Below are 26,076 nucleotides of genomic sequence, written 5' to 3'. Positions count from 1 at the left end.
ACGCACGGCGGGCGTGGTGCGGGCGTTCCTGTGCAGGGCGATCAGCATGCTTGGACCTCCGGAGGTGATTGCAGTGACTCTATCAATCCTCGCATCACCGCTCGGGCCATGAAGAGTGGATAGCGATTCTCGCTTATGCAATCATCCGGGATGCGACATGTAGCCGTTGGCTGCAGCGCCGGGATACAGGGCCGCGAGTTCGGCGCCGCGCAGCAGCTTGGCGTCGATGTCGTGGGGGAAGTGTCGGCGCGCTTCGTCGATCCAGTCCTGTGCTGCGGCGACTTCCTGCTCGGTCTTGAGGAAGAAGGTGTTGCCGCTCTGGCGCCAGCCCACGTCGACGCCGAACTGCCCGGCAAAGCCCTGCCAAAGCTTCCTGGCGAGGATGGCGAGTTCAAGCTTGTCGGGGTGCCAGCCGTTGGTGTAGATCCAGCCGAAAGCCCGGCTGGACTGTTCGCCGGCCACGCAGCCTTTCTCGAACACGACCGTCTTGAGCCCCTTGCGTTGCAGGAACAGGGCCGTGGAAATGCCGGCGATGCCGGCCCCTACCACCACGACATCGGCTTCGGCGGGGACGTCAGTATCGGTGTCGATGTGCAGCGCGCGTGGCAGCTCAGAACCCAGCAGCCAGCCGGGTCCGGAATTCAGCGCGATGCCGCCCACGGCGCCGGCAGCGGCGCCTGCTACGCCGATGCCTGTGCCCTGGAGAAGGGTGCGTCTGGAAATCGTCATATCTTGTTCTCGTCATGGTCGGCGCGGTGGCCGGCGCGGTCAGGCATGAAAGCCCAGCTGGGTTCCGTCGGAGAATCGCTCGAAGCGGAAAGGGGCCAGGTCGATGGAGGGTGTGCGGCCGGTGGCCAGGTCGGCGAGGACTTCGCCCGCGCCCGGCCCCATCGTGAAGCCGTAGTAAAAGCCGGTGCCGAGGATCAGGCCCGGAATCTGCGCGACCGGCGCGATCACCGGCGCATTGTCCAGCGTGGTCATCAGCGAGCCGGCCCAGCGCTCGCGGACCGTGGCCTGGTCGAAGCTCGGCAGGACGCTCCTCAGATAGGCCAGGGACTCATCGAGCAGCGGGTCGCGCACGCGGGGCTGGAGGATGCGGATGTCCTCGAACGGACTCGGCCGGTCCAGCGGCCACTGCGTCGGCGTGTTGAGCTCGCGCAGGAAATTGCTCCATGACAGCCGCGCCTTAATGTAGCTGCCCTGCGCGCGAATGGCCGGCAGCAGGCGCAGGCCCTCGCGGACCGTGCTCGGCAGGATGGGGGCGATGCCCTGCATGGGACCGACGGTGTAGCCGCCGTCGAACTCGCGGCGTACGCCGACCCGGGGCAGCGTGGCCACGATGTCAGGCAGTCCGGGTTGAGGCGCCAGACTCTGGATCGAGGCATAGGCCGTGAACTGCGGCAGATCCAGCCCCAGGCTGCGGGCGAACACCGGCGACCAGACGCCGCCTGCCAGGACCACGGCGCGGGCCTTGACCGTGCCGCGCTCGGTGACCACCGCCGAGACGCGACCGCCTTCGCGCTCGATGCCGCGCACGGCCGTGTTCTCGTAGATCTTCCCGCCGAGCCGGCGCCCACCACGCGCGATAGCCGCAGCCGCCAGCCGCGGTTCGGCAATGCCTTCGCCAGGCACGAAGAAGGCGCCCTTGAACAAGGTCGCGGCCCCGGGCAGCAGGCGGGCGACGTCGTCGTCATGGGCGAAACGGCCGAGATGGGCCGTGGCGCCCTTGACCTGCTCTTGCCACTCCTCAATCTCGTGGACTTTCTCGTCGGTCTCGAAATACTGGATGATGTCGCGTTCGCGCCAGCCTGTGTCTTCGCCGGTCAGTTCGTTGAGCTTGCGCCAGCGCTGCTTGGACAGTTCGATCAGCGGCTGCTTGATCGCCGCCTGGTGCTTGCTCTCGACCAGACCGTGGGCGCGGCCGGAGGCTTCCCCGGCGATCACGCCCTTCTCGAACAGCGCCACCGACACGCCGCGCTCGGCCAGCGACAGCGCCGTACTGGTGCCGACGATGCCGCCGCCAATCACCGCGACCTCCACTGCATCGACCAGTTCCGTGTCGCCCTGCACCCGTCGGGCGTGCGGTTTGCCCGGCACCAGCGAGGCATCCCTGCTGGAGATGGCGAGCAGGCCCGCACCGGCGGCCGCAACCGCCGCGCCCCCGCCGATGAGCACCTGGCGTCTGAACTTGTCGGTCATCCGGCGACCATCCTTTTGAGAAAGTGAGAGTTCTGTTCGCAGATCAGGTGGCACCGGCGCAGGATGTGCCACACATACCAGTGGGCGGAAAGTATATATCCGACCAGACGGATTGAAAAAATGGAAGGAGTATGGGACGAAAACAGACCATCGACCGCGGCGCCCTGCTGGATGCCGCCGACCGCGTCGTATTGCGGGAAGGCACCACGGGCCTGACGATTGATGCGATCGCCGCCGAGGCCGGGATCAGCAAGGGCGGCGTGCTGTACGCCTTCGGCACCAAGGACGGGGTGATCCGGGCGATGTTCGAACGCTCGACGGCGGCCTATGACGAGCATGCGGCCGCAGCCCGGGAGCGCCATGCGGACACCCCCGAAAAACCCGCGCTCGTGCACGTGGAAGCCACCCGGGCAGAGGAGGCCGCGAACACTGCGCGGGCGATGGCGCTACTGGCCGGGCTGGCGCGCGCGCCCGGCTACCGCGAGGAGATCCGCAGCATGTACCGGGACATCTTCGCGCCGTGCCTGCAAGCGGCCACCACCAAGGAGCGGCGCGGCCGCATTGCCATGCTGGCCGCAGAGGGCTTGTTCATGCTGCGCGGCTTCGGCTTGCTCGACGTCTCGGACCAGCAATGGGACGAGATTTTCGACGATATCCGGACGGTGGTCTTTTCCAGCCCGGTTGACCCGTCCTGAACAGCCTTGACACGGTGAAAAAGCTGGAGCGACTCCAGCCAGGGACGCCCGGTTGCACCACATCGGGCATTTGCATGTCAGCGGCAGATGCGGCCGTTCATGGTTGCAGATGTGCATGGCATGCTCGACCATGCGCCTGGCCTGTGCGAGATCGGCAGGGCGATGCAGCAGAAGCCGGTCTTCAGGATGCCGTTGACCCACTCGGCCGGCGCATTCTGTGCGTTCCAGTCCCCCCGTTTTGCGTCTCTGGCAGGACGGGTCAACGCAAGAAAAAAGGACGTGCAGGGCACGTCCTTTTTCGCTTGGGGAAAGCGGCTTACTCGACCTTGGCCTTGGCTCGCAGTTCGTCCTGGAACTTGGCCAGGCGCTGCTGCTGGAGTTGCTGGGTGATCTGCGGCTTGACCTCTTCGAGCTTGGGCAACTGGGCTTCGCGCACGTCGTCCAGGCGGATCACGTGCCAGCCGAACTGGCTCTTGACCGGCGCGTCGGTGGTCTGGCCCTTCTTGAGCTTGGTCAGCGCCTCGGTGAACTCCGGCACGTAGCTGGCCGGGTTGGCCCAGCCGAGGTCGCCACCATTGGCGCCGGATCCCGGGTCCTTCGATTCCTTCTTGGCGATCTCGTCGAACTTGCCGCCCTTCTTCAGGCGGGCGATGATGTCCGTGGCCTTGGCTTCGCTGTCCACGAGGATGTGGCGGGCCTTGAATTCCTTGCCGGCGTTGGCGGCGGCGAACTTGTCGTACTCGGCCTGGATCTCGGCATCGGTGACCGGGTTGTCCTTCTGCACGGCGGCGAACAGCTCGCGGATCAGGATGGTCTGTTTGGTCAGCTCGAGCTGGTCCTTGTAGTCGGCGGTGGTGTCCAGGCCGCGGCGCTGGGCTTCCTGGATGAAGATCTCGCGGGCGATGACCTCGTCCTTGATCTGCTGCTCGATCTCGGGCGTGATCGGGCGGCCGGCGCGCTTGAGCTGCTCGGTCAGCACCTGCACGCGGCTGCTGGGCACAGGCTTGCCGTTGACGATGGCGGCGTTCTGCGCCAGGGCCGGCACGGCTGCGCCCATCACGGCTGCGGCCACGAGAGCCGACAAGATCTTTTTCTGCATGGTTGTTGTCCTGAAGGGGAAGACCGGCGAGGCCGAAGCGGCAGGCGGGCGGTCGGTACGGGATGAGAGGGGTGTATGCCTCAGAGAACGTCGATGGCCAAGGCGTGGACGCCCTGGGCGAGAAAATCGCGCAGGGCATCATACACAAGGCGGTGCTGGGCCACGCGCGTCCTGCCTGTAAAGAATGGTGATGCGATCCGCACGCGGAAATGGGTGCCGAAGCCGGTGCCGTTGGCACCGGCATGGCCCGCATGGGAGGCGCTTTCGTCGATGACTTCGAGCTGCGTCGGATCGAGCGTCCCGCGCAGCCGGCGGTCGATGGCGGCCGCGGTAATGTCCAGCGCCCCGGTCATGGCGCATCTTTGCCGGGCTGCTGGATGTGCCTGCCGAGGTACAGCGCCTGCACGACGACGAACAGGAACATCAGCCCCATGCCGCCGAACAGCTTGAAGTTGACCCAGGCGTCGGTGTCGACGTGCGCGGCGACCCAGAGGTTGAGCGCGCCCATGACGGCGAAGAAGGCGATCCAGCTCCAGTTGACGGTGCGCCACGCGGCCTCGGGCAGCTCCAGCTGCGAGCCCATGAGCGACTTCAGCAGGTTCTTGCGGAACAGCAGCTGTCCCGCGAGCAGGGCTGCGCCCATGAGCCAATAGAGCACCGTGGGCTTCCACTTGATGAAGGCCTCGTCGTGGGCGAGCAGCGTGGCGCCGCCGAACAGCACGATCACGCCGAGGCTCACCCACTGCATCGGCTCGACCTTGCCGTGGCGCCAGCGCAGGTAGACGATCTGCACGATGGTGGCGGCGATCGCGATGCCGGTGGCGAAATAGATGCCCTTTACCTTGAACGCGACGAAGAAAAGAATGATGGGAAAGAAGTCGATCAGCAGCTTCATGGGGCGAGGTTGTACCGCATCGGCCGCCGGGCCTATTTGTCGGACGTGAATTCGAGCGAGGCCGAATTCATGCAGTAGCGCAGGCCGGTCGGCGCCGGACCGTCCTCGAACACATGGCCCAGGTGGGCGCCGCACCGGGCGCAGACCGTTTCGGTGCGCACCATGCCGTGGCTGGTGTCGGTGATCTCCCGGATCGCGCCGGGGATGGCCTGCGAGAAGCTCGGCCAGCCGCAGCCGGCGTCGAACTTGGTGCCGGAGTCGAACAGCTTGGCGCCGCAGCTGATGCAGTGGTAGCTGCCGTCGGCCCAGAAGGATTCGTAGCGGCCGGTGCACGGCCGCTCGGTCGCGGCGCGGCGGGTGATGTCGAAGGCGCGGGGCTCGGCATCCTTGGATGCGAGCACTGCCTTCCATTCGTCATCGGTCTTGCGGATCGTGGGGGGTGGCGTGTCGCTCATGATGAACAGCTGATCTCGATGGAAGTGGCCCAGTCGGGCGGGAATCCGGCGCGGTCCTCGAAGCCGGGATGGTCCTCATATGGGGACGCCAGCAGGCGGCGCAACGTCTCGACCTCGGAGAAGTCCTTTTCTCGCGCGCGGCGGATGGCCACCTCGCCGAGATGGTTGCGCAGCACGTAGCGCGGGTTGGCCGCGCGGATGCGGGCCGCGTCGGGCTGGCCGCCGGTGCGCGGGCGGTACTGCGTGTCGAACCAGGCGTCGAAGGCGTCGCGGTCGGGGTGCAGGTCGCGCACCGCGGCCAGCTCGCCGCCCGCGGCGAAGTCGGCGAGCCGGCGCCAGAAGATGGTGTAGTCGACCGCGCCCTGGGCCAGCAGCCGCAGCGTGGATTCGATCAGCGGGCGGTCGGCCGCGGCCGCATCGGGCAGGCCGAGCTTGTCGCGCATGCGGGCGTCGAACGCGCTGCCGAAGGCGTCGGGATAGGTACCGAGCGCGGCCTTGGCATGCTCTTCGTCGCCGATCAGCGGCAGCAGCGCCTGCGCCAGGCACAGCAGGTTCCAGTAGGCGACCTGCGGCTGCTGGTTGAAGGCATAGCGGCCTTGCGTATCGCTGTGGTTGCAGATGTGGCGCGGGTTGAACGCGTCCATGAACTGGAACGGGCCGTAGTCGATCGTGAGGCCCAGGATGCTCATGTTGTCGGTGTTCATCACGCCGTGGCAGAAGCCCACGGCCTGCCACTGCGCGAGCAGTCCGGCGGTGCGAAGGCCCACGGCTTCGAGCAGCGCGGCGTAGGCGTTGCCACCGTAGCGCGGCGTGGCGCGGCAATCGGGGTAGTAGCGGTCGACCACATAGTCGGCCAGCGTGCGCAGCGAGGCGAGGTCGTCGCGCGCCGCGAAATGCTCGAAGTGGCCGAAGCGGATGAAGCTCTGCGCCACCCGCGTGACCACGGCGGCGGTCTCCGCTTCCTCGCGGTAGACCGGCGCGTCCGAGCCGGTCACGCAGAGCGCGCGGGTGGTGGGAATGCCCAGGCCGGCGACGGCCTCGCTCGCGAGGAATTCGCGGATCGACGAGCGCAGCACCGCGCGGCCGTCGCCCATGCGCGAATACGGCGTGCGCCCGGCGCCCTTGAGCTGCACCTCCCAGCCGCCGGCCGTCTCGCCGAGCAGGATGGCGCGGCCGTCGCCGAGCTGGCCGGCCCAGACGCCGAACTGGTGGCCGCTGTAGACCGAGGCCAGCGGATGGCTGCCCGCGATCGGCAGGTTGCCGGTCAGCGCCTGGAGGCTGGCGTCGGAGCCGAACCAGCCCCCGCGGTCGAGCCCGAGCAGCGCCGCAGCCGGCGGGCTGGTGCCGACCCAGTAGGGTGCCGGCAGCGGCGTCGGCCGCAGCGTGGTGGAAAAGGCCGGGCCCAGCGCCGCGAAACGGTTGTTCCAGCGCAGGCCGGTGTCGGTGGCGTCGGTCATGTGAGGATTGTCTCGCAGCGGCGCCGGCCCTTGTAATCGCAGGGGCTGCGGCCGGCGGCTTTCTATAATTTGGATGGACGACAACCGCTGTTCCACTGTGCATGGAACGGCGTACAAAGGCGACATGACCCAGCAGCGCTCCCCTCGACACGAAGTCTTCCGCAGCCCGCGGCCCGCGTGCGCACTGCGGGCGGCTGCATGAAGCCCGAAGGCAGCCGCGCGGCACGCCGCAGGCGCTGGGAATGGGCCGTCTACGGCTGCATGCTCGCGCTGATCCTCGTGGCCCTCGGCCACGTGCTGGTCCAGGAACGCGGCCGCGCGTTCGAGGCCGAGCGCGAGCGCTTGGCCGCCCAGGCCCGCGTGGTGGACGACAACTTCGCCCGCCAGCTCGACGGTATCCACGGCGCGCTGGGCAGCCTGCGCGACGAGTTCGGCGTGCCCGCGGCGGCGCGCAGCGCCCATGCGGAGGCCGCCACCCGGCGCCTGATGGCCTGGGTGGCCTCGCTGCCCGGCGTGCGCACCATGCTGATCACCGACGCCGACGGCACGGTGTGGGCCGCCAGCCGCGGAGAGCTGGTGGGGCGCAACGTGGCCATGCGCGAATTCTTCACCACGCCGCGCGCCCACCGCGACGGCAGCGTGCTCTACCTGTCGCAGCCTTTCCGCACCGACCTGGGCGTGTTCACGATGAATGCGGCGCGCGCCATCATGGACGGCGACCGCTTCGTCGGCGTGGTGTCGGCCTCGCTCGACCAGACCTATGCCGAGGTGGTGCTGCGCTCCATTCTCTATGCGCCGGACATGCATGCCGAGCTGATCCACGGCAGCGGCGCCCTCTTCATGCGGATGCCGCCATCGGCTGACGCGTCGTCGCCCGACGAGATGGTGGGCCTGCTCGATGCCCACCTGCGCAGTGGCCGGTCCGTCACCTCCACGCAGGGACCGGGCGGCCTGGTCGCGCTGCGCACCATGCATTCGATGCAGATCCGGCTGCACCAGCCGATGGTGGTCGCCGTCGGGCGGCCCTATGCGTCCATCGACCGGCCCTGGCTGGCGCGGGTCAGCATCTATGCGCTGCTGTGCCTGCTGGGCGCGGCCGTGGGCGCGCTGGCGCTCTACGTGGCACAGCGGGCGCGCAGCGAGCGCGAGCGCGCCGAGATGCAGCGCGACGCCGAGCGCCGGCGCGATGCCGAGCGCCTGGAGCTCACGCTGACCGGCGCCGACGTGGGCCTGTGGGACTGGGACCTGCCGAGCGGCCGCATCATCTTCAACGAGCGCTGGTACGCCATGCTGGGCTACGGCCGCGACGAGTTGGAGCCGCTGGTGCGCAACTGGCTGGCCCAGGTGCATCCGGATGACCGGGGCGAGCTGCACCGCCGGCTCGACGCCCACCTGCGCCACAAACGCGGCTACTGGATCTGGGTGCTCGACCGCGGCAAGGTGATGGAGCGCGGCGATGACGGCGAGCCCGTGCGCATGGTCGGCGCGCAGATGGACGTGACCGAGCGCCGCCGCGCCGAGGAGGCCCTGCGCGAGAGCGAGGCGCGCTTTCGCAGCCTGACCGAGCTGTCCTCCGACTGGTACTGGGAGCTGGACGACCAGTACCGCTTCGTGCGCTTCGAGGGTTATGCCGGCCGCCATGCCGGCACGCCGCGGCAGTCCGACATCGGCCTCACGCGCTGGGACCTCGGCGCGATCAACATGACCGAGTCCGACTGGGAGCGCCACCGCGCCGTGCTCGACGCGCGCGAGACTTTCCACGACTTCGAGCTCCAGCGCATGGAGCCCGACGGCACGATCCACTGGGTGTCGCTCAGCGGCGCGCCGATCTTCGATGCGCACGGCGTCTTCCGCGGCTACCGCGGCGTCGGCCGCAACATCACCGAGCGCAAGCGGGCCGAGGACGAGATCGAGCGCCTGGCCTTCTACGACGCGCTCACCGGCCTGCCCAACCGCCGGCTACTGCACGACCGCCTGCACGGTGCGCTCGGGCGCAGCCTCGAAAGCCACCAGCACGGCGCGTTGCTGTTCATCGACCTCGACAACTTCAAGGACTTGAACGACACCCTGGGCCACGACGTCGGCGACTCGCTGCTGGAACGCGTGGCCAACCGGCTCGTGACCTGCGTTCGCACCGGCGACACCGTGGCGCGCCTGGGCGGCGACGAGTTCGTGGTGATGATGGAGAACCTCGGCGCCGACGAGGCTGCTGCCGAGGGCCGCGCCCGCATTGTCGCGCGCAAGGTGCTCGACGCGCTCAACCATCCCTATGTGCTCGACGGCTACGAGCACCACAGTACGCCGAGCATCGGCGTCACGCTCTTCGGCGGCAGCCGCGTGCAGGGCGTGGACGAGGCGCTCAAGCGCGCCGACCTCGCCATGTACCAGGCCAAGGCCGCCGGGCGCAACACCATCATCGTCTTCCATCCGGACATGCAGACCGCTGTCTCGTCCCGCTCGGCGCTGGAGACCGACCTGCGCCATGCGCTGGCCAACGGCGAGCTGCGGCTCTACTACCAGCCGGTGGTCGATGCACAGCAGCGCCTGCTGGGCGCCGAGGCGCTGCTGCGCTGGCTGCATCCGGCGCGCGGCATGGTGTCGCCGGGCGACTTCATCCCGCTGGCCGAGCAGACCGGGCTGATCCTGCCGATCGGCCGCTGGGTGCTGGAATCGGCCTGCGCGCAGCTGGTGCTGTGGGCCGCCCAGCCAGCCACGCGCGGCTTTTTCATCGCCGTCAACGTGAGCGCGCGCCAGTTCCGCCAGAGCGACTTCGTCGCCGAGGTCGCCGACACGCTGGCGCGCAGCGGCGCCACGCCGCAGCGGCTCAAGCTGGAGCTGACTGAGAGCCTGCTGCTCGGCGACATCGAGGACGCGGTCGCCAAGATGGGCCAGCTCAAGGACCGGGGCGTGGGCTTCTCGCTCGACGACTTCGGCACCGGCTATTCGTCGCTGTCCTACCTCAAGCGGCTGCCGCTGGACCAGCTCAAGATCGACCAGTCGTTCGTGCGCGACGTGCTGACCGACGCCAACGATGCGGCCATCGTGCGCACCATCCTCGCGCTGGCGCAGAGCCTGGACCTGCAGGTCGTGGCCGAAGGCGTCGAAAACGAGGGGCAGCATGTTTTCCTGCGCGAGCACGGTTGCCGCGCCTTCCAGGGCTACCTGTTCGGCCGGCCGGCGCCGCCGGCCGACATGCTCGCAGCCTACGTGCCGGGCGCCGCGGGCGGCGTCACGGTCGATATTGCGACATGAGGGAGTATGGCATGCAAGCGCCTGTCAGTAAAGCACAAGGTGATGATTGGAGGGGGAGTATGAAACGGATGTCAGGAGGGATGCCATGACGGAACACGTCGATGCGGTGGTTGCCGGTGCCGGCGTGGTCGGCCTGGCCATCGCCCGCGCGCTGGCGCGGCAGGGCCGCGAGGTGATCGTGCTGGAGGCGGCCGGCGCCATCGGCACCGGCACCAGTTCGCGCAACAGCGAGGTCATCCACGCCGGCCTCTATTACCCGCAGGGCTCGCTCAAGGCCCGGCTGTGCGTGCGCGGCCGCGAACTGCTCTACGCCTATGCGGCCGAGCGCGACGTGCCGCACCGCCGCTGCGGCAAGCTCATCGTGGCCACCGGCGCGGCGCAGGAGGGCGCGCTCGACGCCATCGTCGCCCATGCGGCCGCCAACGGGGTCGCGGGCCTGCGCCGGCTCACGGCCGCCGAAGCGCAGGCGCTGGAGCCGGCGCTGGCGTGCACCGCAGCGCTGCTCTCGCCCGACACCGGCATCGTCGACAGCCATGGCCTCATGCGCGCCCTGCAGGGCGACGTCGAGAGCGCCGGCGGCTGGGTCGCGCTGCACACGCCGGGGCTGGGGGGCGAGGCCACGGCCGACGGCGTCCTGCTGCGCACCGGCGGCGGCACCGAACTGCTGGCGCGCACCCTCGTCAACGCCGCCGGCCTGGGTGCGCAGGCCCTGGCGCGGTCCATCGCCGGGCTCGACGCGGCCCACGTGCCGCCGTCGCACTATGCCAAGGGCAGCTATTTCACGCTGGCCGGCCGCGCGCCGTTCTCGCGCCTGATCTACTCCGTGCCCGAGGCCGCCGGCCTGGGCGTGCACCTCACGCTCGATCTGGGCGGGCAGGCCCGGTTCGGGCTCGACGTGCAGTGGGTCGACAGCCCGGCCGACCTCGTCGTCGACCCGGCGCGCGGCGACGCCTTTTATGCCGAGGTGCGCCGCTACTGGCCCGCCCTGCCCGACGGGGCGCTGCGGCCAGGCTACGCCGGCATCCGGCCCAAGATCCAGGGGCCGGGCGAGCCGGCGTGCGACTTCGTCATCCAGGGGCCGGCGGAGCACGGCGTGCCGGGGCTGATGAACCTGTTCGGCATCGAGTCGCCGGGCTTGACCAGTGCGCTGGCGATCGGGGAGCGGGTGGCGGCGCTGGCTGCCGGCTAGCGCCGCAGCGCGGCCGCTGTCTGCCGGCCGTAGAGGCCGACCGCCAGTTCCAGCACGATCAGCCCGGCCGCCGCCAGTTTGAGGCCGCCAATGCGTTCACCGAACACCAGGGCGGAGCCGGCCAGGCCGAACACCGGCACCAGCAGCGACAGCGGCGCGACCACCGACACCGGGTAGCGCCGCAGCATCGCGTTCCAGATCCAGTAGCCGAACAGCGTGGTCGGATAGGCCTGGAACAGGATCGAGGCGACGGTGACCGTATCCAGCCGGTGCCAGGTCGCGGCGAACACGTCCGGGCCGTGCTGCGCCAGCGCTAGGGCGAACAGCGGCAGCGGCGCAAACAGGCTGGACCAGACCACGAAGGCCAGCACTTCCTGCGTGCCCGAACGCTTGATCAGCACGTTGGCCGCCGCCCATGACAGCGCGCCCGCAACCACCAGCGCCAGCCCCGCCGGACTTGCCGAGCCGTCGGCGATGCCGATGGTGCAGCCCAGGCCGGCCAAGGCGACCGCGATGCCTGCGTACTGCCAGCGCGAAACGGGCTCGCGAAAGACCGCCGCGCCGAGCAGGATGGTGAAGAAGGCACTGAGCTGCAGCACCAGCGACGCGATGCCGGCCGACGCGCCGGCCTGGATGCCGAGGTTCACCACGCCCCACAGCCCCACGCCGAACAGCAGCCCGTAGCCGGCGAGGTAGCCCGGCGGCACGCGCGGGCGGCGCAGCACGAAGACGGCCGGCAGTGCGCAGAGCGTGAAGCGCACGCCGGCCAGCACGAAGGCATCCATCGACTGCAGTCCGAGCTTGATGACCGAAAAGTTGGCGCCCCAGATCGCGGTGACCAGCACGCAAAGCAGCAGATGGCGGACTTTCATGGTGCGAGTGTTCCATTCCGATCCTGGATTGCAACTGCGGCGAGTGTGCTTGCTTATGCGGCTGCGAGCCGGCGTGTCCGGTCGCCGCAGCCGGCTTCGCGTAGCGGGGAAGCGTGAAGGCAATTTTTTGCGTTCACTCCGAGGCCCGCGCGTAAGATGCTCAGGCCCTGTCACTCCTCACATCACGGAAAGGAAGGAATCCAATGGCTGCAACCCCCAAGGTCACCGAAGTCCAGGCCGAGCTCGAATCGCTGGTGAACGATCTGCGCGGACTGCTGGCGGACAAGAGCTTCGACGACGTGCCAGAGATCAAGGCCGTGCGCAAGCGCCTGGAAGAAGGCGCACAGGCTGCACAGAACTCGGCCGTGCGGCTGGCGCAGGAGGCGGCGCAGCAGGCCCGCGAGGCCGCCCGTGCGGCCGACGAGTACGCCCACGACGAGCCTTGGCGCGTGGCCGGCGCGGCGCTGGCCGCCGGCGCGGTCGTGGGCTTCCTCCTGGGCCGCCGCTGATCGCCGGCGCGGTGCCTGCAAAGGAGACCGACACATGAGCCTGCTCCGATTGCTCGGCCTCGACGGCCTGGTCGCGCGTGGGCACAAGTGGGTCATCGAAGGCGCCATCGCCGCCGAGGACCGCCTCGAACTCGCCAGCCTCGAATGGCAGGCCGAGAAGAAGCGCCTGCAATACCTCGTCGTGCTCGGCGTGCTGCTCGCCGGACTCACGGTGGTGGCGTTGACCGCGCTGTCGTTCGCCATCGTCGTGCACTACTGGGACACGCCCAGCCGCCGGCTCGCCGCCTGGCTGGTCGCGCTGGCCTGGCTCGTGGCCTGGGCCGCGGTGCTGGCCGGCGTGGTCGCCATCGGCCGCCGCGCGCGGCATGCCTTCATCCTGACGCGGCGCGAGCTGCAGCGGGACTGGCAGGCGGTGAAGGGGACGCTATGAGCGTCGATCGACCCACCCCGCCCGAGGCCGCGACACCCGCCGGCGCGCTGGCCGGCTTCGTGCCCACGCCCGCCGAGCAGGCGGTGCTGGACCGCATCGCGGCGCAGCGCAAGCGTCTGCGCGACGAGCGGGCCGAGGAACGCGCCCTGGCGCTGGCCGCAGCCCAGGCCCGTGCGGCCGAAGGCAGCGGCCCGCAAGCGGTGCTCGGCCGCGTGTTGCGCATCGTGCGACGCTATCCGGCCCTGACTGCCGCCGTAACAGGCGGGGGTATCACCCTGGTGCCATGGAAAATCGTACGCTGGGGGCGTATACTCCTGCCGGTTCTCCTGCGGCTGCGCCGCCGCTGACCGCCGGTGAAAACGGCCCGCGATCCGCGGGCCGTTTGTCTTCTGCCTGATTACTCGGCCAGACTTCCGTGCACGGCCAGGATCTGTTTTGCCACCTCCATCGGGCGGCAGCGGCGGGCGGCATCCGCAGCCGAGAGCCAAACATGGCGATCATGCTCCGCATCGAGCGTGACCACCGCATCCTCGACGGCTTGAGCCATATAGACCTGCCAGCGGGCCGAGCCGAACTCTGTCCGCCGCAGCGGAAGGAGCAGGCCAGTTTCTTCTCGGAGTTCCCGCCGCGCACCGTGTTCAGGATCTTCGCCCGGCCAGCGCGCGCCAGCCGGAGGTGTCCATGCCTATTCCCCTTCGTAGTCTGGACCTTGGTGCGCACGATGCAGGAGCAGAAACTCGATGCCGCTCGGGCTCTTGCGGTAGACCACGATGGAAGCGCCAAAAGGCGGGTCCGGTGAAACCGCCTGTCCATCGTACGTGGTCGCCGTCATTGCATTGCTTCCTTCGCAGGGGGGGGGAAGTTCCGTCAGCCGCGCAGCGTCTTGATCGCCCGGGCCGCCTGGCTCACCAGCGCCGGGCCTTCGTAGATCAGGCCGGTGTAGATCTGCACCACGTCGGCACCGGCGCGGATCTTCTCGACCGCGTCGGCAGCACTCAGGATGCCGCCCACGCCGATGATCGGAAAGTCCTTGCCCAGCGCGGCACGCAGCAGCGCGATCACGCGGTTGCTGGCCTCGCGCACCGGCGCGCCGGAGAGGCCGCCGGTTTCCTCGGCATGCGCCAGGCCGCGTACCGCGTCGCGGGCGATGGTGGTGTTGGTGGCGACCACGCCGTCCATGCCGTGGCGGCGCAGCGTGGCGGCGATCACGCCGACCTGGTCCCCGTCGAGGTCGGGCGCGATCTTCACGAACACGGGCACGCGGCGGCCATGCCGGGCGGCGAGTTCGCCGCGGCGCGCGGCCACGGCGCCCAGCAGCGCATCGAGCGCCTCGTCGCCCTGCAGCGCGCGCAGGTTCCTGGTGTTGGGCGAACTGATGTTGACCGTCACGTAGTCGGCATACGGGTACACGCCGTCGAGCGCGCGCAGGTAGTCGGCCGTGGCGTCCTCGATCGGCGTGGCTGCGTTCTTGCCAATGTTCAGGCCCAGCAGCAGCGGTCTGCGCGGCGTCCGGCGCACGGCGGCACGCTGCACGTTGGCGACGAAGGCGTCGAGCCCATCGTTGTTGAAGCCCAGGCGGTTGATGAGCGCGCGGGCATCGGGCAGGCGGAACATGCGCGGCTTGGGGTTGCCCGGCTGCGGCCGGGGCGTGACGGTGCCGACCTCGACGAAGCCGAAGCCCATGGCGGCCAGGCCGTCGATGCAGCGGGCGTTCTTGTCCAGCCCGGCGGCCAGGCCGACGCGGTTGGGGAAGGTCAGTCCGGCCAGTTCGATCGGGTCGCCGACCGTCTCGCCGCACCAGGCCCATTGCAGCGGCGTGCCGGCGCCGCGGGCCAGCATGTCGAGCGTGTGTTCGTGCGCCGTCTCGGGGTCGAGGCGGAACAGCAGCGGGCGGGCGAGGGCATAGGGAACGAGCGGCATGGCAGAACGGGCGGGGATAATCCGGAGCAAACCCTCCAATTCTCGCCCATGACCCCCACCCCTTCCTCCGCTGACGCCCCGTCCGCCAACCTGAGCCAGGACGAACTCAAGGCCCTCGTCGGCCAGGCCGCGCTGCAGTACGTCGAGCCCGGCCGGATCGTCGGCGTGGGTACCGGCTCCACGGTCAACAAGTTCATCGACGCGCTGGCCACCGTCAAGGCCAGAATAGCCGGTGCCGTCTCCAGTTCCGCCGCCAGCACCGAGCGCCTCGAGGCCGCGGGCATCCGCGTGGTCGATGCGGACGAGGTCGACCACCTGGGCGTCTACATCGACGGCGCCGACGAGATCGACGGCCGCGGCTACATGGTCAAGGGCGGCGGCGCCGCGCTCACGCGCGAGAAGATCGTGGCAGCGCTGGCCGACCGCTTCATCTGCATCGCCGACGCCTCCAAGCAGGTCACCACGCTGGGCGCCTTCCCGCTGCCGGTGGAGGTGATCCCGATGGCCGCGCGCCGCATCACGGCACAGTTCAAGGCGCTGGGCGGCACGGCTACGCTGCGCCTGAAAGCCGACGGCACGCCGCTGGCGACCGACAATGGCCAGCACATCCTCGACGTGCGCGGCCTGTCGATCATCGAGCCGCTGGCCTTCGAATCCGAAGTGAACCAGTGGCCCGGCGTGGTCACGGTCGGCGTGTTCGCGCACCAGAAGGCGGCCGTCTGCCTGCTGGGCACGGCGCAGGGCGTCCAGACCTTGATTTTCTAGGGGTATATCCTGGAAGCGTAGGGACGGCGGGCGCCAGGAGAAATTACCTGTGGGGGTATATGGCGCCGGCGACTCCGTATTGGCGCAGGCACCGGAGCGGGCCGCGCGGCGGCGGGGCATCACGAAGTCGCAGTTCATCGTGGACGCGGTGCAGCGTGCCCTGGGGCGCAGGAATCGCTACGAACTAACTGCTGCAGGTGCAGGCGGAAAGCCTGCCGCCCATCGTCGCAGAGCCGGCACCCGGCCCCCTGGAGGCGGACAGGGCGCCGGTGGCAGCGGAGCCGGCCGGTGCAGCGGGCGACCGCCTGCGCCGCAAGCTGCACGCCCGGCACGATGCGGCTGCCCGGGATTGGCTGGCTTGCCAGGACGCCAAAAGGCAGGGCGTGGCCTGGACGTCCCGGCGACGAGGATGCGGCGGATGAGGATCGCCCTGCTGGATGCCGGTCCGCTGGTCGCGCTGTTCGACGGCGGCGATATCGCCCACGCGCATGGCCGCGAACTGCTCTAGGCACCCGGCGCAAGGCTGGCAGCGCGCGACCACTTGGCCCTGCTGCGCTGGGTGGCCGAGGGCGGAGTCTTCGCCTTCCCCCGGGGGCCCGATCGCGGCGCAGGCCACTGGCCGGGATTGCGGCAGGATCGTCGCGGGCAGGGGAGAATCGCTGTCTGTCGACCAAGTCACACTGGAGTTTGCATAGATGGGTATGAATGACCTCCCCGCGGAACACGCCAGCGCCGCCGCCGCCCATGCGGTAACCCTGCACCGTCCGGCCAGGAAGCCGGCTGCACCCCCGGGCCCCTGGACGGTGGAAGCCGTCCAGGCCCTGCTGGACAAGCCGTTCAACGACCTGCTGTTTCAGGCGCAGACCGTGCACCGCGCGCATTTCCCTGCGGGCGACATCGAGCTGGCCACGCTGCTGTCGGTCAAGACCGGCGGCTGTCCCGAGAACTGCGGCTACTGCCCGCAGTCCTCGGAGTTCGACACCGGCGTGAAGGCGCAGAAGCTCATGTCCGTGGAGGAGGTCACCCGCGCCGCCCAGGCGGCCAAGGACGCCGGGGCCTCGCGCTTCTGCATGGGCGCGGCCTGGCGCGCGCCCAAGGACCGCGACGTCGAGAAGGTGGCCGAGCTGATCCGCGCGGTCAAGGGCCTGGGCCTGCAGTCCTGCGCCACGCTGGGCATGCTCCAGGAGCACCAGGCGGTCGCGCTCAAGGACGCCGGTCTGGACTACTACAATCACAACCTCGACACCGCGCCCGACTACTACGGCGAGATCGTCGACACCCGCACCTACCAGGACCGGCTGGACACGCTTTCGCACGTGCGCGCGGCCGGCATCAGCGTGTGCTGCGGCGGCATCGTGGGCATGGGTGAGGCGCCGGTGCACCGCGCCGGCCTGATCGCGCAGCTGACCAACCTGAACCCATACCCTGAATCGGTTCCGATCAACAGCCTCGTGCGCGTGCCCGGCACGCCGCTGGCCGATGCGCCGCCGATCGATCCGCTGGACTTCGTGCGCGTGATCGCGGTGGCCCGGATCACCATGCCGAAGGCGCGCGTGCGCCTGTCGGCCGGCCGCCAGCAGATGGGCGAGGCGGTGCAGGCGCTGTGCTTCCTGGCGGGTGCCAACTCGATCTTCTATGGCGACAAGCTGCTGGTCACCGGCAACCCCGACGTGGATGCCGACGTGCAACTGCTGCGCAAGCTCGGGTTGGCCACGCGGCATGCGGTGGCCCAGCCGGACGACCACCTCCATCATCATTCCCACGACCACGCAGACCACCGCTGCGCATGAAGCCCTGGCAGGCGCAGGCTGCAGCGCCTGCGGGCGGACATGCCGTGCGCCGACCGGTGGCCGCATACTCCCCGCCTCAAATGCACAAGGCCCGCACTGGGGGCGGGCCTTGTGCATTCAGGGGCAGGGGTATCAGTCGTCGGTGTCCCTGACCACCGGCTGACGGTTGCGGTTGATCCGCAGCGCGATCAGCGTGGCGGCCGCGCCCGACAGCAGGTAGGCACCCACGGCCCAGAGCCCGTAGTGCGACGACAGGCCCAGCGCCACCAGCGGGGCGAAGGCCGCGCCGATCAGCCAGGCGATGTCGACGGTGAAGGCTGCGCCGGTATAGCGCAGGCGCGGCTCGAAGTTCGAGGTGACCGCGCCGGTCGACTGGCCGTACGACAGGCCCAGCAGCACGAAGCCCGCGATGATGAAGGCATGCTGGCCGGCCTGGCCGGCATCGAGCAGCACAGGCGCGACGAAGCTGAACAGGGCGATCAGCACGGCGAAGATGCCCAGCGTGCTGCGCCGGCCGATCTTGTCGGCCAGCAGGCCCGACACCACCACCGCGCCCGCGGCGAGCACCGCGCCCACGATCTGCACCGACAGCACGCCCGAGAGCGACTGGCCCGAGTACAACTGGATCCACGACAGCGGGAAGATCGTGACGATGTGGAAGAGGGCGTAGCTGGCCAGGGCCGCGAAGGCGCCGATCAGCACGTTGGAGCCCTGGGCCTGCAGCACCGTGTGCACCGGCTCTGCCGTCAGCTCGCGTTCGCCGAGCTGCTGGTCGTATTCGTGCGTGACCACCAGCCGCAGGCGGGCGAACAGGGCCACCACGTTCAGCGCGAAGGCCACGAAGAACGGATAGCGCCAGCCCCAGGCATGCAGGTCGTCGAACGACAGCTGGCTGTAGAGGTAGGCGAACAGGGCGGCCGCGATCACGAAGCCCAGCGGCGCGCCCAACTGGCCCAGCATCGCATACCAGCCGCGCTTGTGGGGCGGGGCGTTCAGCGCCAGCAGCGAGGGCAGGCCGTCCCAGGTGCCACCGAGCGCGAGGCCCTGCACCAGCCGGAAGGCCGCCAGCAGCACGATGGACCAGACGCCGATCTGCCCGTGGCCGGGCAGGAAGGCGATGCCGGCCGTGGCCGTGCCCAGCAGGAACAGCGAGGCGGTCAGCTTGGTGCCGCGGCCCCAGCGCCGCTCGATCGCCATGAAGACCGCAGTGCCGATCGGCCGGGTCAGGAAGGCGAACGAGAAGATGATGAAGGCATAGAGCGTGGCCTGGAGCGGCTGCGCGAAGGGGAAGAAGACTGCGGGAAAGATGAGCGCGGACGCGATGCCGTAGACGAAGAAGTCGAAGTATTCCGAGGCCCGCCCGATGATCACGCCGACCGCGATGTCGCCCGGGGCGACCTCGGAATGCGGCGGCACCGTGCCGCGGGGAAGGAAGGGGGACGAGATCTCGGGGCTGGTCGGGAGGTGGTCAGGCAGGTGGGTGGCAAGTGTTGTCATACGGACAGATCTCCTTCTCCTGAGCTTTGGATACCCTGGTGGTCTACCGGCGTGGGACAAAACGTCCAATCGCCGTAGGAGGATAATCCGACTACATTTGCCGCGCGCAAGCAATCCCTTCCATCCCTATAAACGCATTCCATGCCTCTGGGTTTGTCCTCACTCAAGACTCCGTGCCGAGCGTTGCTGATGGCCGCCGGCGCTCTCGTGCTGGCCGGCTGCAACACTGTCGTGCTCCATCCAGCCGGAGACATCGCCGCCCAGCAGGGCCGTCTCGTCATCATCGCCACGCTGCTGATGCTGATCATCATCATCCCGGTGATCGTCCTCACGCTGGTGTTCGCCTGGCGCTACCGCCAGTCCAACGACAAGGCGGAGTACAACCCCGAGTGGCACCATTCCACCAAGCTCGAACTGGTGATCTGGTCCGTGCCGCTGATGATCATCATCGCGCTGGGCTCCATCACCTGGATCGCGACCCACAAGCTGGACCCGTACCGTCCGCTGGACCGCATCGCCGAAGGCAAGCCGCTGCCCGAGAACGTCAGGCCGCTAGAAGTGCAGGTCGTGTCGCTGGACTGGAAGTGGCTGTTCGTGCTGCCGGAGCAGGGCATCGCAACAGTCAACGAACTGGCCGCACCGGTGGATCGCCCGATCCACTTCACGTTCACCTCCAGCACCACGATGAACGCGTTCTACGTGCCCGACCTGGCCGGCATGATCTACACGATGCCGGGCATGACGACCGAGCTGAACGCGGTGATCAACAAGCCGGGCGAGTTCAAGGGCATCTCGGCCCACTACAGCGGCGCGGGCTTCGCCGGCATGCACTTCAGGTTCCTGGGCGTGAGCGACGCGGACTTCGACAAGTGGGTCGCCGAGGCCAGGGCCGGCAAGGCGCTCGACCGCAACGCCTATATCGAGCTGGCCAAGCCGAGCGAGCGCAATCCCGTGGAGCGCTTCGCCTCCGTGGAGGACGGCCTGTTCAAGCGCGTGGTCAACCTGTGCGTGGAAGAGAGCAAGCCCTGCATGCACGATGTCATGGCCGCCGATGCCGCCCGCGGCCGCGCCGCAGCCAAGGCGCGCCAGGAGGCGCTCACGACGGTGATGGCGCAGTCGATCTGCACCTCGTCGTCGCCGGTCGAGACCCTGTTGAACTGATGATGGGCTGCGACTCGTTCGCCGTCCTGACCCCACCGCATCTGCACCCTCGGGCGTCCTGCCATTCCCCGGTGGCCGCGCCCCTTTGAACTGACCTGCCATGTCCGTTGTACACAACTCCGAGCCCGCGCACTGGCTGCTAGGGCGCATCACCTGGGACTCGATTCCCATGGCGCACGAGCCCATCGTGCTCGTCACCTTCATCGCCGTGGCGCTCGGCGGCCTCGCCCTGCTGGCCGTTCTGCTGCGCTTCAAGCTGATCGGCCCGTTGTGGCGCGACTGGTTCTGCAGCATCGACCACAAGAAGATCGGCATCATGTACATGGTGCTGGGCATCGTGATGCTGCTGCGCGGCTTCTCCGACGCCATCATGATGCGCCTCCAGCAGGCCATCGCCTTCGGCGACAACCTGGGCTACCTGCCGCCGCACCACTACGACCAGATCTTCACCGCCCACGGCGTGATCATGATCTTCTTCGTGGCGATGCCGCTGGTCACCGGGCTCATGAACTACGTCGTGCCGCTGCAGATCGGCGCGCGCGACGTGGCCTTCCCGTTCCTCAACAACTTCAGCTTCTGGATGACCACCGCGGGCGCCATCCTCGTGATGATCTCGCTGTTCCTGGGCGAGTTTTCCACCTCCGGCTGGCTGGCGCTGTCCAACCTGGGCAACCAGGATCCGGGCGTGGGGCTGGACTACTACATCTGGGCGCTGCAGATAGCGGGCGTGGGCACGACGCTGTCGGGCATCAACCTGCTGGTCACCATCGTCAAGATGCGCGCGCCCGGCATGGACATGATGAAGATGCCGATCTTCACCTGGACCTCGCTGTGCACCAACGCGCTGATCGTGGCTTCGTTCCCGGTGCTGACCGCGGCCCTGGTGCTGATGTCGCTCGACCGCTACGTCGGCACGAACTTCTTCACGAACTCGCTGGGCGGCAACCCCATGCTGTACGTGAACCTGATCTGGATCTGGGGCCATCCCGAGGTCTACATCCTCGTGCTGCCGGCCTTCGGCATCTTCTCGGAAGTGACGGCTACCTACAGCCGCAAGCGCCTGTTCGGCTACACCTCCATGGTCTACGCCACGGTCTGCATCACGATCCTGTCGTACCTGGTCTGGCTGCACCACTTCTTCACCATGGGCTCGGGAGCCAGCGTGAACTCGTTCTTCGGGATCACCACGATGATCATCTCGATCCCGACCGGCGCGAAGATCTTCAACTGGCTGTTCACCATATACCGCGGCCGCATCCGCTTCGAGGTGCCGATGCTGTGGACCGTGGGCTTCATGGTCACCTTCACCGTCGGCGGCATGACCGGCGTGCTGCTGGCCGTGCCGGCGGCCGACTTCGTGCTGCACAACAGCCTGTTCCTGATCGCCCACTTCCACAACGTGATCATCGGCGGCGTGGTGTTCGGCCTGTTCGCCGGCATGACCTACTGGTTTCCCAAGGCCTTCGGCTTCCGCCTGAACGATTTCTGGGGCCGCATGTCCTTCTGGTTCTGGCTGGCCGGCTACTGGGTCGCCTTCACGCCGCTGTACGTGCTGGGCCTGATGGGCGTGACCCGCCGCGTCAACCACTTCGACGATGCATCGCTGCAGCCGTACTTCGTGGTCGCCGCCTTCGGCGCCGGCCTCGTGGCCATCGGCATCGCCAGCTTCCTGATCTGCATCTTCGTGAGCTTCCTCAAGCGCGAGGAACTGCGCGACGTGACCGGCGACCCGTGGGATGGCCGCACGCTGGAGTGGGCCACCTCGTCGCCGCCGCCGCAGTACAACTTCGCCTTCACCCCGGTGGTGCACGAAGTCGATGCCTGGTGGGACATGAAGAAGCACGGCTACCAGCGCCCGCTGGCCGGCTTCAGGGACATCCACATGCCGCTGAACACGGCGTCCGGCGCAATCATCTCGGCGATCTCGCTGGTCTGGGGCTTCGCACTGATCTGGCACATGTGGCCGCTGGCGATCGTGTCGTTCGCCGCGATCGTGATCACCGCCATCGTCCATACCTTCAACTACAAGCGCGACTTCCACATCCCGGCGTCCGAAGTGATCGCCACCGAGAACGCGCGCACCCAACTGCTGGCCCGCCATGTCTGATATCGCTGTCCATCCCTCCGCCCTGGCGGGTGCCCGCGGCGCCGACGCCACGGGTACCGCCCGCGTCTACCACCTGGAGCACGAGCCGCATCCCGAGAATGGCACCGCCTTGGGCTTCTGGCTCTACCTGATGAGCGACTGCCTCATCTTCGCGGCGCTTTTCGCGACCTGGGGCGTGCTCGGCCGCAACCATGCCGGCGGCCCCGGCGGCGCCGAGCTGTTCGACCTGAACCTGGTGGCCCTCAACACGGCCTTCCTGCTGCTGTCGTCCATCACCTTCGGCTTTGCCATGCTGCAAAAGCAGCAGAACAAGGTTGGCGGCACGATCGGCTGGCTCATCGTCACCGGCATCTTCGGCCTGGCGTTCCTGGGCGTCGAGCTCTACGAGTTCCACCACCTGATCCACGAGGGCGCCGGCCCGCAGAGCAGCGCCGCCATGTCGGCCTTCTTCACGCTGGTGGGCACCCACGGCCTGCACGTGACCTTCGGCTCGATCTGGCTGGTCACGCTGATCGTGCAGATCTCCAAGCATGGCCTGATCCACGAGAACAAGCGCCGCCTGATGTGCCTGTCGATGTTCTGGCACTTCCTGGACGTTGTCTGGATCGGCGTTTTCACCTTCGTCTACCTCATGGGAGTGCTGTGATGAGCGCGCACGACGTCCACGTCCCTGCGCACGGCGCAGGCCACCACGACCATCATGACGACCACCACGGCGACGTGGGCCCGCACAGCAGCCTGCGCGAGTACGTGATCGGCTTCATCCTGTCGGTGGTGCTGACCGCCATCCCGTTCTGGCTGGTCATGTCCCACACCATCGCCGATCGCACGGTCGGCGTGCTGGTGCTCGGCGGCTTCGCCGTGGTGCAGATCCTGGTGCACATGGTGTACTTCCTGCACATGAACGGCAAGGTCGAGGGCGGCTGGACCCTGCTGTCCACCATCTTCACCATCGTCTTCGTCGCCATCGGCATCGCAGGCACGCTGTGGGTCATGTTCCACATGAACACCAACATGATGCCGCAGCACCCGCATCCGGCCGCCCAAGAGGCGGGCCACGAGCATTGACGGCCGGCCCCGTTCCGCTGCCACCGCGGCAGGGCGGGGGACGCGCGCGCCGCCTGCTCATCGGCGGGACGGCGCTGCTGCTGGTCGTGGTCTTCGTCGCGCTCGGCTCCTGGCAGCTCCAGCGCCGCAGCTGGAAGCTGGAGCTGATCGCCCGCGTGACCGAGCGGGTGACGGCGCCGCCGGCGGACATCCCACCGCCGTCGCAGTGGAAGGACGTGAACGCGGGGCGCGACGAATACCGCCGCGTGCGCATCATCGGCCGCTTCCTCAACGACCGCGAGACATTCGTCCAGGCGACCACCGAACTCGGCGCCGGCTTCTGGGTCCTGACGCCGATGGTGCGTGCCGACGGCACGACGGTGCTGGTCAATCGCGGCTTCGTGCCGCCCGAGCGGCGCGCGCAGGACAACCGGGAAGCCGCGCCGCCCCAAGGGGAAACCACGGTGACCGGCCTGCTGCGCCTGTCGGAGCCGCACGGTGGGTTCCTGCGCAAGAATTCGCCCGAGGAAAACCGCTGGCATTCGCGCGACGTGCCGGCCATCGCCGCCGCCCGCGGCCTGCGGAACGTGGCGCCGTTCTTCATCGACGCCCAGTGGCCGGACGGCCAGCCGCGCACCGCGCAATGGCCGGTGCCCGGCCTGACCGTGCTTTCGTTCTACAACAACCACCTGGCCTACGCGGCGACCTGGTTCGGCCTGGCGCTGATGACGGCCCTTGCCGGCTGGTGGCTGCTGCGGCAGGAACGCATGCCCGTCCAGGGCTGACGGCCGCCATGCAGACCGAGGCGCCAGCCGCCCGCGATGGTGCGCCGGCCATGCCGCCACGGCTCGACGGCGGCATTGCGCAGGCCGACCAGGCCACCGACTTCAAAAACATGCAGCAATTGGTGGTGCTGCGCTGGCTGGCCGTGGCCGGCCAGATCGTCACCATCGCGGTGGTCTACCTCGTCTTCCGCATCGACCTGCCGCTGGCACCCATGGCCGCCGTCGTCGCCGGCCTGGCCGCTGTCAACCTCGCCATGTGGCAGCACCTGCGCCGCCGCGACACGGTGCACCACGGCGAACTGCTGGTGGCGCTGCTGGTGGACATGGCCGGCCTCACGGCGCAGCTGTACTTCAGCGGCGGGGTCAACAATCCGTTCATCTACCTCTACCTCGTGCAGACCATGCTGGGCGCGGTGCTGCTCACCGGCCCGGCCGTATGGGCGCTGTTCGCGATCACCTGCGCCAGCTTCATCGCGCTGACCCGCACCTACATACCGCTGCCGCTGGAGCTGCACCTGGAAAAGGGCCCCGGCAGCCTGTACCTGCAGGGCGTGCTGCTGTGCTTCGTGATCAACGCGGCGCTGCTGGTGAGCTTCGTCACCCGCATCAGCCGCAACCTGCGCGAGCGCGACGCCTTCCTGGCCGACCTGCGTCAGCGCGCGGCCGAGGAGGAGCACATCGTGCGCATGGGCCTGCTGGCCTCCGGCGCGGCGCACGAACTGGGCACGCCGCTGGCGACGCTCTCGGTCATCCTGGGCGACTGGCGGCGCATGGAGCCGTTCACCGGCTCGGCCGAACTGCTGCAGGAAATCGGCGAGATGCAGATCCAGCTGGAGCGCTGCAAGAACATCGTCGGCGGCATCCTGCTGTCGGCCGGCGAGGCGCGCGGCGAGGCGCCGGTCCAGACCACGCTGGCCGATTTCCTCGACGACCTCGTCGCGCAGTGGGAGCAGACCCGCCGCCCCGCCGACCTGCGCTACCGCCGCAGCTTCGGCGAGGACTGGCCCATCGTGTCCGATTCCGCACTGCAGCAGATGGTCTGCAACGTGCTGGACAATGCGCTCGATGCCTCGCGCAGCCGGGTCGAGCTCTCGGTGCTGCGCGACGGCAGCGACCTCGTCCTGATGGTCACCGACGACGGGCCGGGCTTCGCGCCGCAGATGCTGGCCAACCTGGGCAAGCCCTACCAGTCCACCAAGGGCTGCCCAGGCGGCGGGCTGGGCCTGTTCCTTTCGGTCAACGTGGCCCGCACGCTGGGCGGCAGCCTGGCAGCCTCCAACCGCATCGGCGGCGGCGCGCTGGTGACCGTGCGGCTGCCGCTGGCCGCGATCAGCCTGGACGACGAGGACACCGCAGAAGACGACGACCCGCAAGGAGGCGGCACGCCATGACCAGCCCGCACGACCGGCAACTGCTCATCGTGGAGGACGACGCCGCGTTCGGCCGTACGCTGGCCCGCTCGTTCGAACGGCGCGGCTACACGGTGGCCCAGGCGGCCAGCCTCGGCGAGGTGGAAGCGCTGCTGGGCACGCACACCTTCGGCCGCGCCGTGGTCGACCTGAAGCTGGCCGGCGGCGACTCGGGTCTGGCCTGCGTGCAGGGGCTGCATGCGCACGATCCGAAGATGCTCATCGTCGTGCTGACCGGCGACGCCAGCATCGCCACCGCGGTCGAGGCCATCAAGCTCGGTGCCTGCTACTACCTGGCCAAGCCGTCGAATACCGACGACATCGAGGCCGCCTTCGACCGCCGCGAGGGCGATGCCGAGGTCGAGCTGACCGAGCGGGCCACCTCGATCAAGACGCTGGAGTGGGAGCACATCCACGAGACGCTGGCGCAGACCGGCTTCAACATCTCCGAAGCCGCCCGGCGGCTCGGCATGCACCGCCGCACGCTGGCGCGCAAGCTCGAAAAGCAGAGGGTGAAATAGGCGGGCGGCCACGTACACTCGA

Annotated in this window: 26 protein-coding genes and 1 pseudogene; 15 read left to right on the top strand and 12 right to left on the bottom strand. The window is 68.7% G+C overall.

Going from position 1 to position 26,076, the window contains the following annotated elements; genetic code table 11:
* Positions 1 to 141 precede the first annotated feature (141 nt).
* Positions 142 to 660 carry an NAD(P)/FAD-dependent oxidoreductase gene (locus tag GAK38_RS08925; RefSeq protein WP_325343351.1) on the bottom strand — a complete coding sequence of 173 codons (519 nt, stop codon included), beginning with the start codon at positions 658 to 660 and terminating at the stop codon, positions 142 to 144.
* Positions 661 to 768: 108 nt separating this feature from the next.
* Positions 769 to 2,199 carry an NAD(P)/FAD-dependent oxidoreductase gene (locus GAK38_RS08920; protein ID WP_325343349.1) on the bottom strand — a complete coding sequence of 477 codons (1,431 nt, stop codon included), beginning with the start codon at positions 2,197 to 2,199 and terminating at the stop codon, positions 769 to 771.
* Between the two features lie 131 nt (positions 2,200 to 2,330).
* On the opposite strand from GAK38_RS08920, the gene GAK38_RS08915 reads away from it, so the two are divergent.
* On the top strand, positions 2,331 to 2,894 hold the full coding sequence (locus GAK38_RS08915; RefSeq protein WP_325343347.1) for a TetR/AcrR family transcriptional regulator: 564 nt from the start codon (positions 2,331 to 2,333) through the stop codon (positions 2,892 to 2,894).
* A 316-nt stretch (positions 2,895 to 3,210) separates the two neighbouring features.
* Here GAK38_RS08915 and GAK38_RS08905 read toward each other — a convergent pair whose 3' ends face one another.
* The 5 genes from GAK38_RS08905 to GAK38_RS08885 form a co-directional block, all read right to left on the bottom strand.
* Complete coding sequence (locus GAK38_RS08905) at positions 3,211 to 3,993, bottom strand: peptidylprolyl isomerase (RefSeq protein ID WP_325343346.1); 783 nt, start codon at positions 3,991 to 3,993, stop codon at positions 3,211 to 3,213.
* A gap of 80 nt (positions 3,994 to 4,073) precedes the next feature.
* The gene (locus GAK38_RS08900) at positions 4,074 to 4,346 is read right to left on the bottom strand and encodes a BolA family protein (RefSeq protein WP_325343345.1); all 273 of its coding nucleotides are present in this window, start codon (positions 4,344 to 4,346) and stop codon (positions 4,074 to 4,076) included.
* Positions 4,343 to 4,888, bottom strand: coding sequence for a septation protein A (locus tag GAK38_RS08895; protein WP_325343344.1), 546 nt, complete (start codon positions 4,886 to 4,888; stop codon positions 4,343 to 4,345). Before GAK38_RS08895 ends, GAK38_RS08900 begins: the two co-directional genes overlap by 4 nt.
* A gap of 32 nt (positions 4,889 to 4,920) precedes the next feature.
* Positions 4,921 to 5,343: a peptide-methionine (R)-S-oxide reductase MsrB gene (gene msrB / locus GAK38_RS08890; protein WP_325343342.1), complete on the bottom strand. Its 423-nt coding sequence runs from the start codon at positions 5,341 to 5,343 to the stop codon at positions 4,921 to 4,923.
* Positions 5,340 to 6,800 carry a protein adenylyltransferase SelO gene (locus GAK38_RS08885; protein WP_325343341.1) on the bottom strand — a complete coding sequence of 487 codons (1,461 nt, stop codon included), beginning with the start codon at positions 6,798 to 6,800 and terminating at the stop codon, positions 5,340 to 5,342. The genes msrB and GAK38_RS08885 overlap by 4 nt, the downstream gene beginning before the upstream one ends.
* 198 nt (positions 6,801 to 6,998) lie before the next feature.
* Here GAK38_RS08885 and GAK38_RS08880 point away from each other — a divergent pair, with 198 nt between their 5' ends.
* The gene (locus tag GAK38_RS08880) at positions 6,999 to 10,052 is read left to right on the top strand and encodes a bifunctional diguanylate cyclase/phosphodiesterase (RefSeq protein ID WP_325343339.1); all 3,054 of its coding nucleotides are present in this window, start codon (positions 6,999 to 7,001) and stop codon (positions 10,050 to 10,052) included.
* Positions 10,053 to 10,137: 85 nt separating this feature from the next.
* Positions 10,138 to 11,241 (top strand): NAD(P)/FAD-dependent oxidoreductase, encoded by a 1,104-nt coding sequence (locus GAK38_RS08875; protein ID WP_325343337.1) that lies wholly within the window; start codon positions 10,138 to 10,140, stop codon positions 11,239 to 11,241.
* Here the strand turns inward: GAK38_RS08875 and GAK38_RS08870 are convergent.
* Positions 11,238 to 12,113: an EamA family transporter gene (locus GAK38_RS08870; protein ID WP_325343335.1), complete on the bottom strand. Its 876-nt coding sequence runs from the start codon at positions 12,111 to 12,113 to the stop codon at positions 11,238 to 11,240. The two genes, GAK38_RS08875 and GAK38_RS08870, sit on opposite strands and share 4 nt — an antisense overlap.
* Positions 12,114 to 12,316: 203 nt before the next feature.
* Between GAK38_RS08870 and GAK38_RS08865 the strand changes: the two genes are divergently transcribed.
* From GAK38_RS08865 to GAK38_RS08855, 3 genes are read left to right on the top strand one after another with little or no spacing between them, the layout of a single operon-like run.
* Positions 12,317 to 12,622: a DUF883 family protein gene (locus GAK38_RS08865; RefSeq protein ID WP_325343333.1), complete on the top strand. Its 306-nt coding sequence runs from the start codon at positions 12,317 to 12,319 to the stop codon at positions 12,620 to 12,622.
* Positions 12,623 to 12,656: 34 nt separating this feature from the next.
* The gene (locus tag GAK38_RS08860) at positions 12,657 to 13,052 is read left to right on the top strand and encodes a phage holin family protein (protein WP_325343331.1); all 396 of its coding nucleotides are present in this window, start codon (positions 12,657 to 12,659) and stop codon (positions 13,050 to 13,052) included.
* On the top strand, positions 13,049 to 13,399 hold the full coding sequence (locus GAK38_RS08855; RefSeq protein WP_325343330.1) for a hypothetical protein: 351 nt from the start codon (positions 13,049 to 13,051) through the stop codon (positions 13,397 to 13,399). Before GAK38_RS08860 ends, GAK38_RS08855 begins: the two co-directional genes overlap by 4 nt.
* Before the next feature lie 50 nt (positions 13,400 to 13,449).
* Here the strand turns inward: GAK38_RS08855 and GAK38_RS08850 are convergent.
* The 3 genes and pseudogenes from GAK38_RS08850 to GAK38_RS08840 form a co-directional block, all read right to left on the bottom strand.
* Positions 13,450 to 13,722, bottom strand: a pseudogene (locus tag GAK38_RS08850) (NUDIX domain-containing protein); the annotation flags it as partial.
* Between the two features lie 15 nt (positions 13,723 to 13,737).
* Positions 13,738 to 13,884: a hypothetical protein gene (locus GAK38_RS08845; protein WP_325343328.1), complete on the bottom strand. Its 147-nt coding sequence runs from the start codon at positions 13,882 to 13,884 to the stop codon at positions 13,738 to 13,740.
* 35 nt (positions 13,885 to 13,919) lie between these two features.
* A complete protein-coding gene (locus GAK38_RS08840; protein ID WP_325343327.1) occupies positions 13,920 to 14,972 on the bottom strand; it encodes a quinone-dependent dihydroorotate dehydrogenase in 1,053 nt (350 codons plus the stop codon).
* Positions 14,973 to 15,020: 48 nt separating this feature from the next.
* On the opposite strand from GAK38_RS08840, the gene rpiA reads away from it, so the two are divergent.
* Positions 15,021 to 15,737 carry a ribose-5-phosphate isomerase RpiA gene (rpiA, locus tag GAK38_RS08835; protein ID WP_325343325.1) on the top strand — a complete coding sequence of 239 codons (717 nt, stop codon included), beginning with the start codon at positions 15,021 to 15,023 and terminating at the stop codon, positions 15,735 to 15,737.
* 695 nt (positions 15,738 to 16,432) lie between these two features.
* Positions 16,433 to 17,527, top strand: coding sequence for a biotin synthase BioB (gene bioB / locus GAK38_RS08830; protein WP_443089180.1), 1,095 nt, complete (start codon positions 16,433 to 16,435; stop codon positions 17,525 to 17,527).
* Between the two features lie 132 nt (positions 17,528 to 17,659).
* Here bioB and GAK38_RS08825 read toward each other — a convergent pair whose 3' ends face one another.
* Complete coding sequence (locus GAK38_RS08825) at positions 17,660 to 19,024, bottom strand: MFS transporter (protein ID WP_325343321.1); 1,365 nt, start codon at positions 19,022 to 19,024, stop codon at positions 17,660 to 17,662.
* A gap of 189 nt (positions 19,025 to 19,213) precedes the next feature.
* Between GAK38_RS08825 and cyoA the strand changes: the two genes are divergently transcribed.
* The 7 genes from cyoA to GAK38_RS08790 all read left to right on the top strand — a co-directional run bounded on the left by cyoA (position 19,214) and on the right by GAK38_RS08790 (position 26,054).
* Positions 19,214 to 20,185 (top strand): ubiquinol oxidase subunit II, encoded by a 972-nt coding sequence (cyoA, locus tag GAK38_RS08820; protein WP_325343319.1) that lies wholly within the window; start codon positions 19,214 to 19,216, stop codon positions 20,183 to 20,185.
* Between the two features lie 100 nt (positions 20,186 to 20,285).
* A complete protein-coding gene (gene cyoB, locus GAK38_RS08815; RefSeq protein ID WP_325343317.1) occupies positions 20,286 to 22,292 on the top strand; it encodes a cytochrome o ubiquinol oxidase subunit I in 2,007 nt (668 codons plus the stop codon).
* The gene (gene cyoC / locus GAK38_RS08810; protein ID WP_325343315.1) at positions 22,285 to 22,938 is read left to right on the top strand and encodes a cytochrome o ubiquinol oxidase subunit III; all 654 of its coding nucleotides are present in this window, start codon (positions 22,285 to 22,287) and stop codon (positions 22,936 to 22,938) included. The genes cyoB and cyoC overlap by 8 nt, the downstream gene beginning before the upstream one ends.
* Positions 22,938 to 23,360, top strand: a complete 423-nt coding sequence (gene cyoD, locus GAK38_RS08805; RefSeq protein WP_325343313.1) for a cytochrome o ubiquinol oxidase subunit IV — start codon at positions 22,938 to 22,940, stop codon at positions 23,358 to 23,360. Before cyoC ends, cyoD begins: the two co-directional genes overlap by 1 nt.
* The gene (locus tag GAK38_RS08800; protein WP_325343311.1) at positions 23,357 to 24,124 is read left to right on the top strand and encodes an SURF1 family protein; all 768 of its coding nucleotides are present in this window, start codon (positions 23,357 to 23,359) and stop codon (positions 24,122 to 24,124) included. Before cyoD ends, GAK38_RS08800 begins: the two co-directional genes overlap by 4 nt.
* Positions 24,125 to 24,132: 8 nt before the next feature.
* Entirely contained in the window at positions 24,133 to 25,515 is a 1,383-nt protein-coding gene (locus tag GAK38_RS08795; RefSeq protein WP_325343309.1) for an ATP-binding protein, read from the top strand.
* A complete protein-coding gene (locus GAK38_RS08790; protein WP_325343307.1) occupies positions 25,512 to 26,054 on the top strand; it encodes a response regulator transcription factor in 543 nt (180 codons plus the stop codon). The genes GAK38_RS08795 and GAK38_RS08790 overlap by 4 nt, the downstream gene beginning before the upstream one ends.
* The last annotated feature ends 22 nt before the right edge of the window (positions 26,055 to 26,076 follow it).

The sequence above is a fragment of the Xylophilus sp. genome, assembly GCA_009914555.1.
GTDB lineage: Bacteria > Pseudomonadota > Gammaproteobacteria > Burkholderiales > Burkholderiaceae_C > WNDY01.
The sequence above is the reverse complement of the archived record's forward strand: the minus strand, read 5'-3'. Positions and strand labels throughout refer to the sequence as shown.